The following is a 15,222-nucleotide window of genomic DNA, read 5'->3' as shown; positions in this document are numbered from 1 at the left end:
GACTACTTTGTAGAACTGAAGCCGAATCTAAGTTTTAGTTAGAACTAGAAGAATCACTTTCTTGCGATTCACTAGATTCACTAGAATCGTCAGATTCCCCAGATTCACCATTAAACTTAGCCAAGCAAGCGTCTTTGTCTAAAACAATTGCGCTCAAAAGACCATGAATAAAGGTGATTGCTTCATCGTCACTATATGTTTTAGAAAGAGCAAGCGCCTCATCAATCGCAACTTTATCTGGCACTTCATCGTTTAGAAGAATCTCCCAAACAGCAATGCGCAAAATATTGCGATCAATAACCGCCATTCTTCCAACTTTCCAACCAGTTGAATAGCGATTTAAGGTTTTATCAATTCTGTTTCTACGCTCACCTACTCCGCGAATAATGTCAACTGCATAATCTGGAAGAGGAGTTTGCGCGCCTGGCTCTTTCAAACGTTCGTCGAGTAAAGAAAGAATATTCTGACTTTTCTCGTCTGCCTCATAAAGGGTGTTCAATGCCCTCTTTCGAGCAGTGGAGCGTGCCATAGTAACGTCCTTCTTTTTATAAGTTTCTATTAGTTTTCGCGACCAAGGTAAGAGCCGTCACGAGTATCGACCTTAACTTTTTCGCCTTCGCCAACAAAGAGTGGAACCTGAATTTCAGCACCAGTTTCAACTGTTGCAGGCTTAGTACCAGCATTAGAGCGGTTGCCCTGCAAGCCTGGCTCAGTGTGAGTAATGGTCAAAATTACGGAAGCTGGAAGTTCTACGCTCAAAGGAGTGCCATCATGGAAGCTAACAATGCAGTCAGTTCCTTCAAGAAGATACTTGCTCTGTTCGCCAACCAAAACCTTAGGAATATACACCTGATCGTAGGTGGTCATATCCATAAACACGAAGTTATCGCCGTCTTCGTAGGAATACTGCAAAGTGCGGTTATCAACGGTCTCGAACTCCATCTTCATGCCGGCGTTAAAAGTCTTGTCGACAATCTTGCCCGAGAGCACGTTTTTAATGGTGGTACGAACGAAAGCAGGACCCTTGCCTGGCTTTACGTGCTGGAACTTAACAACGGTCCAAAGCTGACCGTCAAGGTTCAAAACCGATCCATTCTTAATATCATTGGTAGTCTGTGCCACGAGTTATCCGTTTCTTTCGCTAATTAAAGCTGCAATGCAGCTAAGAAATAAACCTTGCCTATTATGCCACAAAGCGTCAACTAATTAAAATATAGATGCTTATTTAATGCAATTAGTCAATTACTGTTGATTGTTTTGTTGCGAAGACTCTGGGTTTTCTCCCCTGCCCATAGGCTCATATCCACCATCTTCATCTTGATTATGAGGCGCATCTAATGGGTATCCATTGCCATCTCTACTTGTATCTATATTCTCGTTCTTATTTGCATCTCTATTTAAAAGACTATCAGCTATTTTCTTAATTTTTTCTTCGCACTGGCCTATAACAGCTTTTATTTTTTGATAAGACTGCTTTAACTCTTTATAATTATTGCTGCTTTTAGCAAGAGCATTACCAGCATCATTAATAGCATTTTCTAGACTTTGAGAAGCAACAGCTAAAATAGGCGACTTTTTAGCTTTCTCTACAAGCTCTCTAGCTTTTTTAACAAGATTCAACAATTGATCACTAAAAGCAGTTCTACTAGTTTTTATCAAATGTTCGGCAGATTGCTTAACAGATTTAGAATCTTTACGCAAGGAATCCAATTTGTCTGAAAGCTTATTTTCAACAGTTGGAGAATCGTAAGAATCCGCACCAACTGGGCATTGTGGAATATCTTCATTTAAGTCGTCATTTGCGTAATTTAGCGAAGACTCAAAATCGTCTACCGCATCTTTGGCAATGTCAAAATCGTCGTCAAAGTCGGAAGATTTTATGTTGGAAGCGTTTTTAACAATTTGGCTAGATATAACTTTTTTAAGACTTTCTTTGGCGGAGATTACTTTTTTGCGCAATTGCACACAATTTTTAGATGGCTCACTTATGCTCAGCTTAGGTTTAGCGTTGTTTGCAAATAAAAAGAACCATAATCCAACAATAACCCCAATTGATATAAGAGATGCGCAGATAATAGCAACAATAGCTTTTTTATCACTTAGCAACGAGCTATTTAAATCATTGTCAGACGATCCAAAAATATTTTCTTGCTCGTATTGCGTAGGATTGCTAAAAGAATCCAAATCGCTAGTCGTTTGATATCTATCATCATTGTCTTCCATATTATGAAGATTATTACAAACTTTTGATATTTTTTAGTTACATATAAAAGCATAATTACAAAACATCAATTTATAATTATATTTACAAAAAAAGAACATAAATTAACATAACTTCTTTTCTTTGTTCATATGCGTTGATATGCTGAACACGTTCGAACAAGAACGAACATACACATGATTAACCCAGAGGAAAACCATGAAGAAACATATATTCGCATCTTGCGCATGTGCAGCAATGATTTGCTCATTAATACCAACTCAGCAAGCCATTGCTAGCGAAGAATTAAACACAGGGTCAACGCAGCAAAAGGAATCTGTTGCGACTAATCCAGAAAACAAAGAAAACAAAGACGATACACTAAACACTTGGCATGAAGCAAAATATCGGGGATTCTTTGACCCAACTCCTACTGGGCTAAAGTGGAAGTTTGACGAATCCACCAATACTCTTGAAATATCAAAAATTAACGGAACAGATTTTGCATCTAACTCAATTGAAAAGATTATTTCGTCTAATAATAACAATCCAGATGGCGTAAATCTTGATACATCTAAAGTCAAAGTCATAAATATTGTTCAATCAGGCGATCAAACTGAAAATGCTGGAAAAATCCAACTAGGAAACGGTGCTAGCAAACTGTTTTCAAACTTTGCAAATCTAGAAACAATAAATAATTTGGATTTATTTGACACTTCTAATGTAGAAGATATGTCTGGAATGTTTTCTTCAAATCCTAAGTTAAAAAATATTAATGGAACTAAAGACTGGGATACAAGCCGCGTAACAGATATGAGCAGCCTGTTTGAAGATAGCGGAATAAGCAGCATAAATCCAATATCTAACTGGGATGTTAGCAACGTTGAAAACATGCAACTAATGTTTAGAAACACAAAAAATTTGCGCACAGTTCACGGATTAGACGAAAAGTGGAACACTAGCAACGTTACAGACATGACTAGCATGTTTGAAGGCGGCGCAATTGAATCTGCAGACGGCATTAGAAACTTTAAAACTCGCAATGTTCATCATATGAGCAACATGTTCTACCAAGCAAAGAATCTTTCAAACGTTAAGGGAATTACTTGGGACAACACCTACTGCGATGAAGCAACTGGAATGTTTGCAGAAAGCGGATTAACAACTACCGAAGGCCTAGAAGTGTTTACAAACGACCATCTTGCTTCAATGGGAAGAATGTTTATGAACGCCAACAAGCTAGAAGACATTAAAGCGCTTGAAAATTGGGATATTAGCAACACTAACGACATTGGCAGAATGTTTACTGGAACAACCTCACTTAAAGAAGCTAATCTTGGAAAATGGAAAACTTCCTACGTTGGAAACATTGTTGGCCTTTTTGAAAACAGTGGCGTTAAAAAGATAACTGGCTTAGAAAATTGGGATACAAAAAATGTTTGGAATATGGGAAAAGCATTTTCAAATACTACTAATTTAACGCAAATACCAGGAATCGAAAAATGGAACACTTCTAGCGCAACAGATATGAACGATATGTTTGCAAACTCTTCGGTAACTTCGCTAGATATTTCTAAGTGGGATTTAACGCAGGCTCTTAATGGTCAAACTGGTTCATCAAATAACGGCGTTAGGAACATGTTTGGCGGCAGCAAAATCGATGATATTACTATTCCATCTGGAGTTGACCTTACGCAAACAAATCTTTCTGCACTTACTGATATTTGGAAAGAAGCAAGCGCACAAGATGGAAATCTTCGTATCAAAAAAGATGGATTCTCAAATAGTGCAGAAGAATTAATAAAAAATAACGCAAACCCAAGCGAAAGTAATGCCCCGAGAAGATTCTTACGCGGATACTTTATGGCTGCAATAAAGCACGGCGAGGCTAGTATTAGTTGCTTGGTTAATACAAATGGAAAGAATAATTTTGTTGATGCAATTGTTAATTGCCAAGATAAAGACAGCAAAATAGTTGACTTCCGAAATCTAGATAAAGAAAATGCAAACAAAAAATTAGCTACACTACTTGGCTTACAAGATGAAATAGTTACAGCTTGGAACAATGGTGAATCTGCTTTTAACTCAGATTTAACAGGTCTTGATTTAAATAAAGATTTTAATTTGACTGTTAAAACAACTGTTAAAACTCAAAGCACTCAAACGGAAAGTTCAAACGTTGTTGAGCCTAGTGCAGATGAATCTTTGGACTCTAATTCGGATTCTGAATCTAATTTGGATTCTGATTCTGGTTACAGTTTGCTCAGGTTATATAGATTATTAGCTGCGTTCAATCAAAATGACTACAGTTATAGCAGTTATTATCAAGCTAGTGCTGCTGCAAAAACATACGCTGCAAAGGCATATGCTGCAGAGCCTTCTAAAGTTGCAGAAGCTAAGACTGTAGAAGCTAAGACTGAAGAATCAGCTCAATCGCAACAAGAAAATCAGGATACTTCTTACAAAGCAGAAATCGCCAATAAAACTGCAGAAAATAAGAAGCAAACCGAGCCAAGCAGCAACTCAAGCAGCAATAAGGCTGATTCCAAAGATTTGCAAAGCAATGATTCTAAAGAAAATTATTCTAAGGAAGACAATTCTAAAGATGAAGATTCAAGCAAAAGCGTAAACAAAAAGAAGAGCGCACTAAAAAATAACAGCTCTAGTGCAAAACCAGCTTCTTCAAATAAGAATACGAATGTACTAATGATTGGTGCATTAGCTGTATTTGTTGTTGCAATTGCTGGAATTGCAACCTTTGTTTTAAAGAAAAACTAAAACATTTGCAATAATTTTCCGCAAAATGTTGTACTACACACCGTGTTTTGCAACATTTTGCGGAAAATTTTAAGATTTTTTATTAAGCGCCATACTTAAGCGCCATATTGAAGAAGATATTTAGCAGCGCGATCTGCCAACTGCTGATTCATTACAGCTTCGCCGTTTGCATTACTAATGCTCTTAGCAGCATCAAAAATCTCACGAACGTTTGCAATTGGAAGCACTGGGAATCCAAACTCTTGCTCTACTGCTTTTACTGCAGAAAGCTCACTATCTTTAGTGCGCTCCATTCTATCCACTGCCAAAATCAAGCCAACAACTTCCACATCTGCTTCTGCTTTAAGCTTTGGCAAGACTTCTCGAACTGCGGTTCCAGCAGTCATAACGTCGTCAACTAGCAGCACTTTCATACCGTCTTTTAGCGGCTTTCCAACCATCATTCCGCCATCGCCATGGTCTTTTCTTTCTTTTCTGTCAAAAGTAAAACCAACTGGCATATTGTAATTATTAGTTAAAGCAATAGACGTAGAAACAGCCAAAGGAATGCCTTTATATGCAGGACCAAAAACCGTATCGATATTGCTAGAAAGAACACCATCTTTGATTGCAGCAACAATTCTTTGAGCGTAATAATCGCCAAGAGAAGCGATTTTACTGCCGTCATCAAAAGCTCCAGCGTTAATAAAGTAAGGCGATTGGCGACCAGACTTAAGCGTAAAATCACCAAATTTAAGTGCGCCTGAATCAAGCAAAAACTTTGTAAAATCCTCGTGTAATTGTGCCATAATATTCTCCTTATTAAATTTAGTAAAACCTTATTAGCAAATCCTATTTACTTATTTTTACTTATTAGCGCCAAGTTATTAGCGCCAAGTTTTGCCTTCTTTAAGCAAAGACGCAAGCTTTGGCCTAGAATCAAGCAAATCATCCAACTCGCGCGCAATGCGAATTGGAGCAGTAGGATCCACAAGAGCCGCAGCCCCTACTTCTACAGCATTAGCGCCAGCATACAAGTATTCCAAAGCTTTCTCTCCAGAATCAATGCCTCCAATACCAATGATTGGAATATCTGGCATAGCTTGACGAACTCGCCAAACAAATCCAAGCCCAATTGGGAAGATTGCAGGGCCAGAAACACCGCCCGTTCGGTTTGCAATAATCGGCTCGCCCGTTTTAATATCAATACGCAAACCAACCAGCGTATTAATCATACTTAAAGCATCCGCTCCAGCGTCAACAGCAGCCTTGCAAATCGATACAATATCTGTAACATTTGGCGTCATTTTTACAATCATTGGCTTGTTTGTCATTGCGCGAAGTCGCTTAATTAAGCGATGAAGAGCCACAGGGTCTGTTCCCACACTCATGCCACCATGAGTTACATTCGGGCAGCTAACATTAATCTCCAGCATGTCTGCCGAGGAATCCGCAAGCTTTTCAACAACTTGAGCATAATCATCGTCACTGTGGCCTGCAACGTTAGTAATCACAAGCGCTCCCAGCTTTTTTAACTTTGGAAGCTCGTCTACTAAATAGTGGTCAACTCCAGGATTTTGCAAGCCAACAGCATTTACCATTCCAGAAGGCGATTCCGCAGTGCGCGGAGCAGGATTTCCTTGCCATGGAACTGGAGAAACTCCCTTAGTGCAAATTGCTCCAAGCTGGCTTACATCGTAAAAGTGCGCGCAAGCTGCAAGCTGGAACGTTCCAGACGCTGTTCCAACCATATTTTTCCACTCAACGCCTGCAACTTTAGTTGAATGCTTCCAAACGTGGCTTGTGTCAAATCCAAGATTTTGCGCATTATTTTTCGCGTTTTCTAAAGCGTTATTTGTTTCGTTGCTCATATTCTTTCCTTTATTCCCATCCCAATCTCTGTGAGTCAAATACTGGGCCTTCGTTGCAAACCTTAAGTCTTCCTTCTAATGTGTCTACAACACAAGCAACACAAGTGCCATATCCGCAACCCATTCTGGCTTCTAAGCTTAGCTGACATTTAACATTACGCTCATGTGCCCAATGAGCTACAGCTTTCATCATTGGCATTGGCCCGCAAGAAAGAATAACAGTAGGCAAATCGCCATTAAAATCAAAATGATTTTCTTGCTCTAGCTCATTAAGCAAAGTAATAACCGTACCTTGCGTATTGCTAATGCTATAAACGTTATCAACGTATTCCTTCATAAATGAGTCAGCAAAATGATTATCTCTGTATCCAAGAACTGCCGTAACCTTGCAATTCTTATTCTTTGAAATAGCCTGCGCCGCGCAAATCAAAGGAGGAACACCTAATCCTCCGCTTACAAGAACATAGTGAGCCGGCTTAGAAATATCAAAGCCCAATCCTAATGGTCCTAAAGCGTCTACAGTATCTCCTGCTTTAAGCTGCGCAAACTCGGCAGTGCCCTTACCAATCACAGCAAAAATAAGAGTAAATGTATCTCCATCAACGCTTGCAACGCCAAATGGCCGAGGAAGCATAGTTGTAGAATCTGGGGAATACAAGTTAACAAATTGCGCAGGAGTTGCCGTTTTAGCAATAGCATCATCGCGTAAAACTAAGCGGTACACACCTTCGTCAAGCTTTTGATTATCAAGCACTTCTATTGGGCGCCTTCCTAAAAGACGGCTATATTTGGGCTTGCTGGACTCCTCATTCGAATAGTCAAAAGAGCTTTCACTCAGCGTAGTTGTAACGCTTCTGGAAGATTTTTGAGTTTGAATAAACATGCCATCTCTCATGTATTTGCCCTATCTTGTTTAGTGTGTAACTTTATTTGTTTAGCTTTATTTATGTATTTTCGCTTGTAATTTGTAACTTGTTATTATTTATAGATTATATTCACATTTATTTAGCTATATTCACCTATAAACCGCCTGACGTAAATCATCTCGCATATTAATAGCCGCGCGAGCAGAAGAATCTGCAACAATATCTAGAATGTCATCTAAAGAAATCGAAGATTCATGCTTTTTATACGATTCACAATTCTTCCAAGAGCCAATAATCCCGCGAGAAGAGTTTACTATAGCACCACTTCCATCTTTATCAAACATTCCAGCAACATCTTGAGCTGTTCCGCCTTGCGCTCCGTAGCCTGGGACCAAAAAGAAAGTATGTGGCATAATTTCGCGCAAATGCTGGCCTTCTTGCGGATGCGTTGCTCCGACCACTGCCCCAACTCTAGAATATCCGTGATTTCCAACGTTTGAAGCACCCCAGTTTTCAATCAACTCAGCAACATGCTCGTAAAGTGGCCTATTGTCTTCCACAACAAGCTCTTGCAACTCTTTGCTAGAAGGATTAGATGTGCGCAAAAGCACAAAAATGCTTTTATTGCGCGCAATTGCTTCGTTTATAAAAGGCTCAACGCCATCCGAACCCATATATGGATTTACGGTAAGCGAATCCTCATGCCAAAAATCCTTGGCGCTAGCAGTTTTAAGAAGATTAACCAAAGACTCGTCAAAATTATAAGAATCATCTTTAAAATACGAGTCAAGATTAGCAAAACCTCGCAAATGTGCCGCGTATTGGCCTGCAGTAGAGCCAATATCTCCACGCTTTGCATCTCCAATAACGATTAAACCTTTGGATTTAGCGTAATCGCAAGTCATTGTGTATGTGTCGATTCCAGCAGGGCCAAGCGCCTCGTACATTGCAATTTGTGGCTTAACAGCTGGAACAATATCGCAAATCGCATCAATAATTGCACGATTAAACTCAAAATAGGCGGCAGCAAGCAAAGTTGGCAAAGCCTCTTCACTTTCCACCTCTTGCAAAACTTCATCCGCTAAGCCGCTTAAAATTTGTGCAGGCAAAATACCAAGCTTTGGGTCTAAGCCAACAACCGTAGGATTTTGCTTGGCTGCAATCGCTTCTACTAACTCGTCCATTTTGCTCCCATTTTCTATATTTTTACAACTACAACTTACGAATATGCTTGATTAAATGCGCAACTACATTCTAGAAAACGCAATTTGCGATCCAATAATAGTTGCCACTGGCCTGCCCTTTAATTGCCAGCCGTCAAATGGCGTATTTCTAGCTTTCGAATGGAACAAGTTCGAATCTACACTCCACTTTTCACTCATGTTAATCAGCACTAAGTCAACGTTTTCTGGGTGTTCCGTGTTGCTTAATCGCAACGTGCGACGAAGCGCGCATTTTGAAGACACATTTAGCAAAGCCGAAATATCTGTAGAACGCCTACTCATTAATTGTCTAGGATTAACAGACATGAGTTCAATTAAATGCTTATCGTCTGTATAACCTGCATCCACAAGAACTTTTCTACAAACCGCATAAGCACATTCTAGGCCAATAATGCCATTAGGTGCGCTCGCAAAATCGCCAGCCTTATCTGCAGCTGTGTGCGGAGCATGATCCGTTGCAATCATGTCTATAGTTCCATCTGCGATTGCAGCAAGAGTCGCCTGCCTATCTGCTTTAGATCTAAGCGGAGGATTCATCTTTGCATTAGCGCCATACTTTAAAACATCTTCATCACAAAGAGCAACATAGTGCGGAGCTGTTTCGCAAGTAATGGGCAAACCTTCCTTCTTTGCTTTGCGAATTGCCTCAAACGCAGCCGCAGTACTCACATGCTGGAAGTGAACATGAACGCCGCTAACTCTTGCAGCATCAATATCTCGCTTAACAATCGCAAGTTCCGTAGAAGCAGGAATTCCGCCAACGCCTAAAATTTTAGCCACTGGCCCTTCGTTTACAGAACCAGAATCATGATGCTCGCAATGTTCAACAAAAGGCAAGCCCGTTTGCTTTGCGATTTTTAGAACGTCTTGCAAAATCGGCTCTGGAACCGCAGCACCATCGTCGCTAATAGCAGTTACAGGATGCTTCTTCATTGGAGACGTTTTTTGACTATCTTCGACTCCAGGAACATACTTTTTCCACAGATTAACATTGCTAGGCTCAAGTCCACTTCTGCCAACAGATGCGCAAACGCTTAAATCGTAGCGAACTGGCAGTTTTACGCCGTAGATACAACCGTATCTTTGCAAGTAATCAATCACATTTTCTACATCAAAAGGAGCATCATTCCAAGGCTCGCCGTCAACTGCAGGAATCGTATTTGGCATAATCAAAACCTGCGTGTAGCCACCTGCAGCAGCCGCATTGCCGCCAGTTGTCATCGTCTCCTTATCTGTTTGCCCAGGATCCCTAAAATGCACGTGTGGATCGGCAAAACCAGGAGCAACAATCCAATCGCTTGCATCAATTTCGCCATCAATCCGCGCATTTGGCTCTATTAAAGCATCTTGACGCACACCATCTACGATTAAATCGATGCGCTCGCTAGTATCCCAAACTGCAATATTTTGCAAAGTTAAGGTTCGAGAGTTATTCATGTTACTCCTAGTTCGCTCAAGGTTTTAAGTTATTTTAAATTATTTTAGATTATTTTATGCCAAATTCTAATCAGCTTATGCCGCTTCGTCACAATACAAGCAGCGATACACATTTGAGCCAGAATCATCCTTATAGAACTTTTTGACTAATGTTAATTCGCTATTTGTTATGCAACGAATATTAGGGCATTTAAGATCTTTAGGCGCATTCTTATCTTCTTTATGAACACGAGGATTAGCCAGCGAAATTCCACTGGCATCGTAAGCTTGCGATTCGTCTTTAGGAACGTTCACAAAATCTGTTGGCTCATAGCCCAAAAGCTCATCTCCAAGAACCGAGCTTTCTAACGCCATTCGCATAAGCATACCATTTTTAACCTGCTCAAAGTATGCCGCACGAGGATCCGCGTCAACGTCAACCGCAATCTCATTAATTCTAGGAAGTGGGTGAAGAACAGCCGTATTAGGCTTTGCTTTCTGCAATTTTTCTTCCGTCAAAATGTAAGTATCTCTAAGTCGCAAATATTGATCTCTGTCTGTAAAACGCTCTTCTTGCACGCGAGTCATGTAAAGCACGTCCAAGCTGCCAATCACTTCCATTAAGTCGCGAGTTTCCTCGTAAGAGCACGATTCGGTTGCATTTATGCGATCAATAACATATTGCGGAGTTTTAAGCTCGTCTGGACTAATCAGCACAAAATGAACGTTTCCAAAACGGCACAAAGTTTCAATAAGCGAGTGAACTGTGCGGCCGTACGTTAAGTCTCCGCAAAGCCCAACTGTTAAATTGTTAAGCCTGCCAAATCGCGCAAGAATAGTTGCCAAATCTGCAAGGGTTTGTGTAGGATGCATGTGGCCGCCGTCTCCAGCATTAATTACTGGCGTGCTCACAGCTTGCGTTGCTACAAAAGCGGCGCCTTCCTTAGGGTGACGCATTGCTACAACGTCTACATAGTTTGACACCACTCTTAACGTGTCGCTAACTGTTTCTCCCTTGCTTGCGCTAGAAAGCTGAGCGCCTGCAAAACCAATCACCTTGCCGCCTAAGCGAAGCATTGCTGTTTCAAAGCTTAATCGCGTGCGCGTACTCGGCTCATAAAAAAGAGTGGCCAACACTCTGCCATCGCAAGTGTGGGCCACTTCTTTTCTGTGCGAATCAATGTATCGCGCTTTATCTAAAAGCATTCGTATCTGTGCCGTGGAAATATCATCTAAAGTAACCACGCTTTTGCCTGCTAACGATTGAGCAATTGCGCAACGAGAAAAAACTTGATTGGAAGAATCAGAAAATGCGTTCGTCATAATAAAACCGCTTACCTTTCGCTAGTTGGCAAACGGCCGCGATTGTGCGCGACCTCCACGATTTTACTGATTATCATTGACGAATATGCGATTCGGAGTGGCGTATATTTGTTACCACAAAATGCAGCAATAAGATGCAAAAATTGAACAAAAAATTAGTAAATCAAATTAAAAATCATTTTATTCATCGGCCATAGAAAATACGAGACATTACATCTCGGCATTGACGCATAACCGCCATTAAATCGTTTTCAAATACCCTACCCTGGTTTGGATCGTAGCCAAGATAAGTGGCGATTCCACCCAAAGAATACGAGTCCGTTGGAATAATATCCGCGCGCTCTAAGGAACCAGACCACAAGAAGTTTGCATTTCGCACCGCAGAACACATATGCCAGCAGCGTTCCAGCACATTTGCATCTTCTAAATCAATCAAATGTGATTCTTTAAGCGCTTTCAACGCTTGCATTGTGCCAACTGTACGCAAAGACTCGTATTTTCCAGCATATTGCAATTGCAAAAGCTGAACAGTCCACTCAACATCGCTTAAACCGCCGCGGCCAAGCTTTAAATGCCTATCTCTACTAACACCTCTTGGCAAACGCTCTGCTTCCATACGAGCTTTAAGCTTACGAATTTCCGCCAATTGCGATTCACTAAGCGGCTCTGCCGAATAACGCAAATCGTTTACCACTCCACTTAGCAAAGCATCCGCCAACTCTTTGGATCCTGCAGCAAAACGCGCACGTAAAAGCGCTTGATTCTCCCACGTACTAGCCCACTTTTTGTAATAATGCTCGCAAGATTCTAGCGAGCGCACAAGAGGTCCATCTTTGCCTTCTGGGCGCAAATCTAGATCAACCATGATTTTTGGCTCTAAAGTAAGAGGACCTTGCAAAATATTTCGCAATACATCTACGGTTGTCTGCGCAAAACGATGAGACAAATCAGAACTAGAATCAGAGGCAACTTCGCTACTGCAATCATCTTCTGTAGGCTTATAAACAACCATCATGTCTGCGTCCGAACAGAAGTTCACTTCTCTGCCCCCGTAACGACCCAAAGCAATAATTGCAATCGAAGCTTTACTGCTACCTAAGCCCATTTTGTGAGCAGAATCTTTCATAGACCACTGCAAAGCAGCATCGAGCACGGCATCAAACACATCACTCATTGCTTGCATCGAAGTATCATCATCAATAAGCCCACACATCCAAGCAAGAGCTACTCGCTCGATTTCTTGCCGTCTTAAAGCGCGCAGAGACTGAGCAAAATCCGCAATACTGCTTGAATATCTTGCAACCATTGCGTGCGTTTGCATATCTAAGCTTTCTCTATCTCGTGCAGAAAGCGCAGAATCGTCTCCAAGCCACGTAATCGACTGCATTGATTGCATCATTGCGTCGCCTAAATAACGCGAATCAGACAAAACGTGGCAAAGCCTACGAGCTGCACTAGGAGAATCACGTAAAAATCCCAAATACGTGTTTTTTCCACCAAAACGTTCGGAAAGTCGCCTAAAAGCAAGCAAACCCATATCTGGGTTTTGGCCCTCTCCAAGCCATTTTAAGACTGCTGGAAGAAGAATCCTGTGAATTTTAGCCGCACGCGAAAGCCCTTCGGTAAGTGCCTCAACATGCATTTGTGCAGCCTTTGAGTCTGCAAAACCGATTGACGCAAAACGCGCTCTAGCAGCATTTGCAGAAAGAACAATAGGATCCGCATCTGTTTGTGCATTAATAGGCAGCATTGGACGGTAGTAAATATCTTTATGCAAGTGCCTAATTTCCCTGCGCGCTTTGTCAAATCGCGCAACAAGCTCTTCTGGCGTAAGCCTAACGGCTCTAGCAAGACGCCTTATTTGACTATTATCGTTAAGTTCTTCTGCACTAATACTTCTTGCGCGGTCTAAACCACCATTGCCATGAGCGCCTAAATCGGGGAATAAATGTGTTCGCTGCATATTCCACATTTGCTGGCGGTGTTCTAGTACACGCTCAAAACGGTAATGTTCTGCCAAAATTGCAGCTTGCGATCTAGAAACGTATCCTCCAGCAGACAAAGCATTAAGCGCACTAAGCGTATCTTTAACTCGAAGAGACTGGTCTTCACTTCCATGCACAAGTTGCAGCATTTGCACAGTAAATTCAACATCGCGCAAGCCACCTCGCCCAAGCTTCATATCCAGGTCTCGCTGCGATGCTGGAATCAAGGATTCTACACGCTGACGCATATGCTGGCAATCTGCAACAAAATGTTCGCGGCCAGACGCCTTCCAAATAAAAGAATCCGCCATTTTTCTGTATTCGTTTCCAAGTTGCACATCTCCAGCCGCTGGTCTTGATTTTAAAAGTGCCTGAAACTCCCAGCTACTTGCCCACTTTTCGTAGTATTCTCTATGAGATTCTAACCGCCTAACAAGCGGGCCATCTTTGCCTTCTGGCCTAAGTGCAGTATCAATCTGCCACAATGGCGGCTCCGTGCAACCAATAACAATAGATTGGCAAACTTTTTGTAGAACCATTGCAATCGAGCAGGCTGTTCTAATAGCCTCATCTTGACTAACACCTTTAGATGGCTCAGCAACGTAAATTAGATCAATATCGGAAACGTAGTTTATTTCTTGCGCTCCCAATTTTCCCATTGCGATTATTGCAAATCTGCAGCAACACGATCCCGAAACCTGCCCGCGCGCAATAGCAAGCGCTGCCTCTAAAGCAGCATCAGCCGCATCGGACAGCTTGCGACTTATATCTGGCTGCAATTCTACAGGATCTGCGCTCGCTAAATCGTATGCCATAATCGCAGCAACATGCTGACGATATCTTTCTCTAAGAGCATAAACTGCCTGCGCAAATCCCATTGAGCTTATAGGAACACTGCACGAGTCACCGCTTTTATCAGCATTTTCTACAGCATCTTCCTCATTAGCTGTAGCCTTCCCACTAGCTGTATCATTCCCCTTAGATTCAGCTACTTTAATATCGGCATCTTTAGCACTAACAACAGTTGCCCTATAAGCTTGAATAGCCTCTAACAAATCTAAAACACGCTCTTCTAAAGTCATGTGCAATAGATGATTTGGATCGTTTGCTGCCGCGTTTATTAAGCAAGGATGCGTTCGCATTAGCATTGCAAATGCTTTAGACGCTCCAATAACCTGCATTAAAGACGCAAGCGGGCTTGTTATTAGCGAATTATTAGAGCTTTGAGCAATTTTTTGAACAACTTTTTGCTGGTCTTGGCAAATGTCTTTAAAAGCCAAAATTGCATAATCTGGATCTTCTACTCTTTTTATGCTTTCTAAAATTTTTAGAGCATTTAGCGAGTCGTCTTCACAATTTTTGCAAACATCTTCTATAGTTTTACGAGCAGATTCTGGGCGCGCAAATCCAGCTTTAACTAAACTTCTATACGATAAATCGCAGTTTTTATCGTCACTAGAATCTTGATTTTCACTTTGTGTAGAATCGCCAGCTAAAGCGCCAGAAAACCTACCAATCAAGTTTCCACTCACAGCGCCACTATTGCCCGTTTGATTGCTCATAACGCCACTGTACATTGTG

At 41.3% G+C, this 15,222-nt stretch carries 11 protein-coding genes; 1 reads left to right on the top strand and 10 read right to left on the bottom strand.

Annotated features, from left to right (window positions below; all coding sequences use genetic code 11):
* Positions 1 to 34: 34 nt before the first annotated feature.
* From nusB to HMPREF3216_RS01680, 3 genes are all read right to left on the bottom strand, one after another.
* Positions 35 to 529: a transcription antitermination factor NusB gene (gene nusB / locus HMPREF3216_RS01690; RefSeq protein ID WP_060786653.1), complete on the bottom strand. Its 495-nt coding sequence runs from the start codon at positions 527 to 529 to the stop codon at positions 35 to 37.
* A 29-nt stretch (positions 530 to 558) separates the two neighbouring features.
* Positions 559 to 1,122: an elongation factor P gene (gene efp, locus HMPREF3216_RS01685; RefSeq protein WP_004111770.1), complete on the bottom strand. Its 564-nt coding sequence runs from the start codon at positions 1,120 to 1,122 to the stop codon at positions 559 to 561.
* 120 nt (positions 1,123 to 1,242) lie between these two features.
* On the bottom strand, positions 1,243 to 2,223 hold the full coding sequence (locus HMPREF3216_RS01680; RefSeq protein ID WP_060786652.1) for a hypothetical protein: 981 nt from the start codon (positions 2,221 to 2,223) through the stop codon (positions 1,243 to 1,245).
* Between the two features lie 196 nt (positions 2,224 to 2,419).
* Between HMPREF3216_RS01680 and HMPREF3216_RS01675 the strand changes: the two genes are divergently transcribed.
* The gene (locus HMPREF3216_RS01675) at positions 2,420 to 4,978 is read left to right on the top strand and encodes a BspA family leucine-rich repeat surface protein (RefSeq protein WP_060786651.1); all 2,559 of its coding nucleotides are present in this window, start codon (positions 2,420 to 2,422) and stop codon (positions 4,976 to 4,978) included.
* Between the two features lie 95 nt (positions 4,979 to 5,073).
* Here the strand turns inward: HMPREF3216_RS01675 and pyrE are convergent, their stop codons facing one another.
* From pyrE to HMPREF3216_RS01640, 7 genes are all read right to left on the bottom strand, one after another.
* A complete protein-coding gene (pyrE, locus tag HMPREF3216_RS01670; protein WP_060786650.1) occupies positions 5,074 to 5,766 on the bottom strand; it encodes an orotate phosphoribosyltransferase in 693 nt (230 codons plus the stop codon).
* A 78-nt stretch (positions 5,767 to 5,844) separates the two neighbouring features.
* A complete protein-coding gene (locus HMPREF3216_RS01665; protein WP_060786649.1) occupies positions 5,845 to 6,828 on the bottom strand; it encodes a dihydroorotate dehydrogenase in 984 nt (327 codons plus the stop codon).
* Positions 6,829 to 6,838: 10 nt separating this feature from the next.
* Positions 6,839 to 7,723: a dihydroorotate dehydrogenase electron transfer subunit gene (locus HMPREF3216_RS01660; RefSeq protein ID WP_060786648.1), complete on the bottom strand. Its 885-nt coding sequence runs from the start codon at positions 7,721 to 7,723 to the stop codon at positions 6,839 to 6,841.
* A gap of 120 nt (positions 7,724 to 7,843) precedes the next feature.
* Positions 7,844 to 8,878, bottom strand: coding sequence for an orotidine-5'-phosphate decarboxylase (pyrF, locus tag HMPREF3216_RS01655; RefSeq protein ID WP_060786647.1), 1,035 nt, complete (start codon positions 8,876 to 8,878; stop codon positions 7,844 to 7,846).
* A gap of 63 nt (positions 8,879 to 8,941) precedes the next feature.
* On the bottom strand, positions 8,942 to 10,354 hold the full coding sequence (locus HMPREF3216_RS01650) for a dihydroorotase (protein ID WP_060786646.1): 1,413 nt from the start codon (positions 10,352 to 10,354) through the stop codon (positions 8,942 to 8,944).
* A gap of 75 nt (positions 10,355 to 10,429) precedes the next feature.
* On the bottom strand, positions 10,430 to 11,656 hold the full coding sequence (pyrB, locus tag HMPREF3216_RS01645; RefSeq protein WP_060786645.1) for an aspartate carbamoyltransferase: 1,227 nt from the start codon (positions 11,654 to 11,656) through the stop codon (positions 10,430 to 10,432).
* A 184-nt stretch (positions 11,657 to 11,840) separates the two neighbouring features.
* Positions 11,841 to 15,203 carry a bifunctional [glutamine synthetase] adenylyltransferase/[glutamine synthetase]-adenylyl-L-tyrosine phosphorylase gene (locus tag HMPREF3216_RS01640; RefSeq protein ID WP_419470997.1) on the bottom strand — a complete coding sequence of 1,121 codons (3,363 nt, stop codon included), beginning with the start codon at positions 15,201 to 15,203 and terminating at the stop codon, positions 11,841 to 11,843.
* Positions 15,204 to 15,222: the final 19 nt, after the last annotated feature.

Origin of the sequence: Gardnerella vaginalis (genome assembly GCF_001546455.1) — a bacterium.
Classification (GTDB): domain Bacteria; phylum Actinomycetota; class Actinomycetes; order Actinomycetales; family Bifidobacteriaceae; genus Bifidobacterium; species Bifidobacterium vaginale_B.
The sequence above is the reverse complement of the archived record's forward strand: the minus strand, read 5'-3'. Positions and strand labels throughout refer to the sequence as shown.

Excerpts from the sequence above, each read along its gene's own strand:
- nusB (WP_060786653.1), bottom strand. The coding sequence starts at position 529 with ATGGCACGCTCCACTGCTCGAAAGAGGGCATTGAACACCCTTTATGAG.
- pyrF (WP_060786647.1), bottom strand. The coding sequence starts at position 8,878 with ATGGACGAGTTAGTAGAAGCGATTGCAGCCAAGCAAAATCCTACGGTT.
- HMPREF3216_RS01680 (WP_060786652.1), bottom strand. The coding sequence starts at position 2,223 with ATGGAAGACAATGATGATAGATATCAAACGACTAGCGATTTGGATTCT.
- pyrE (WP_060786650.1), bottom strand. The coding sequence starts at position 5,766 with ATGGCACAATTACACGAGGATTTTACAAAGTTTTTGCTTGATTCAGGC.
- HMPREF3216_RS01640 (WP_419470997.1), bottom strand. The coding sequence starts at position 15,203 with ATGAGCAATCAAACGGGCAATAGTGGCGCTGTGAGTGGAAACTTGATT.
- HMPREF3216_RS01665 (WP_060786649.1), bottom strand. The coding sequence starts at position 6,828 with ATGAGCAACGAAACAAATAACGCTTTAGAAAACGCGAAAAATAATGCG.
- HMPREF3216_RS01675 (WP_060786651.1), top strand. The coding sequence starts at position 2,420 with ATGAAGAAACATATATTCGCATCTTGCGCATGTGCAGCAATGATTTGC.
- pyrB (WP_060786645.1), bottom strand. The coding sequence starts at position 11,656 with ATGACGAACGCATTTTCTGATTCTTCCAATCAAGTTTTTTCTCGTTGC.
- HMPREF3216_RS01660 (WP_060786648.1), bottom strand. The coding sequence starts at position 7,723 with ATGAGAGATGGCATGTTTATTCAAACTCAAAAATCTTCCAGAAGCGTT.
- HMPREF3216_RS01650 (WP_060786646.1), bottom strand. The coding sequence starts at position 10,354 with ATGAATAACTCTCGAACCTTAACTTTGCAAAATATTGCAGTTTGGGAT.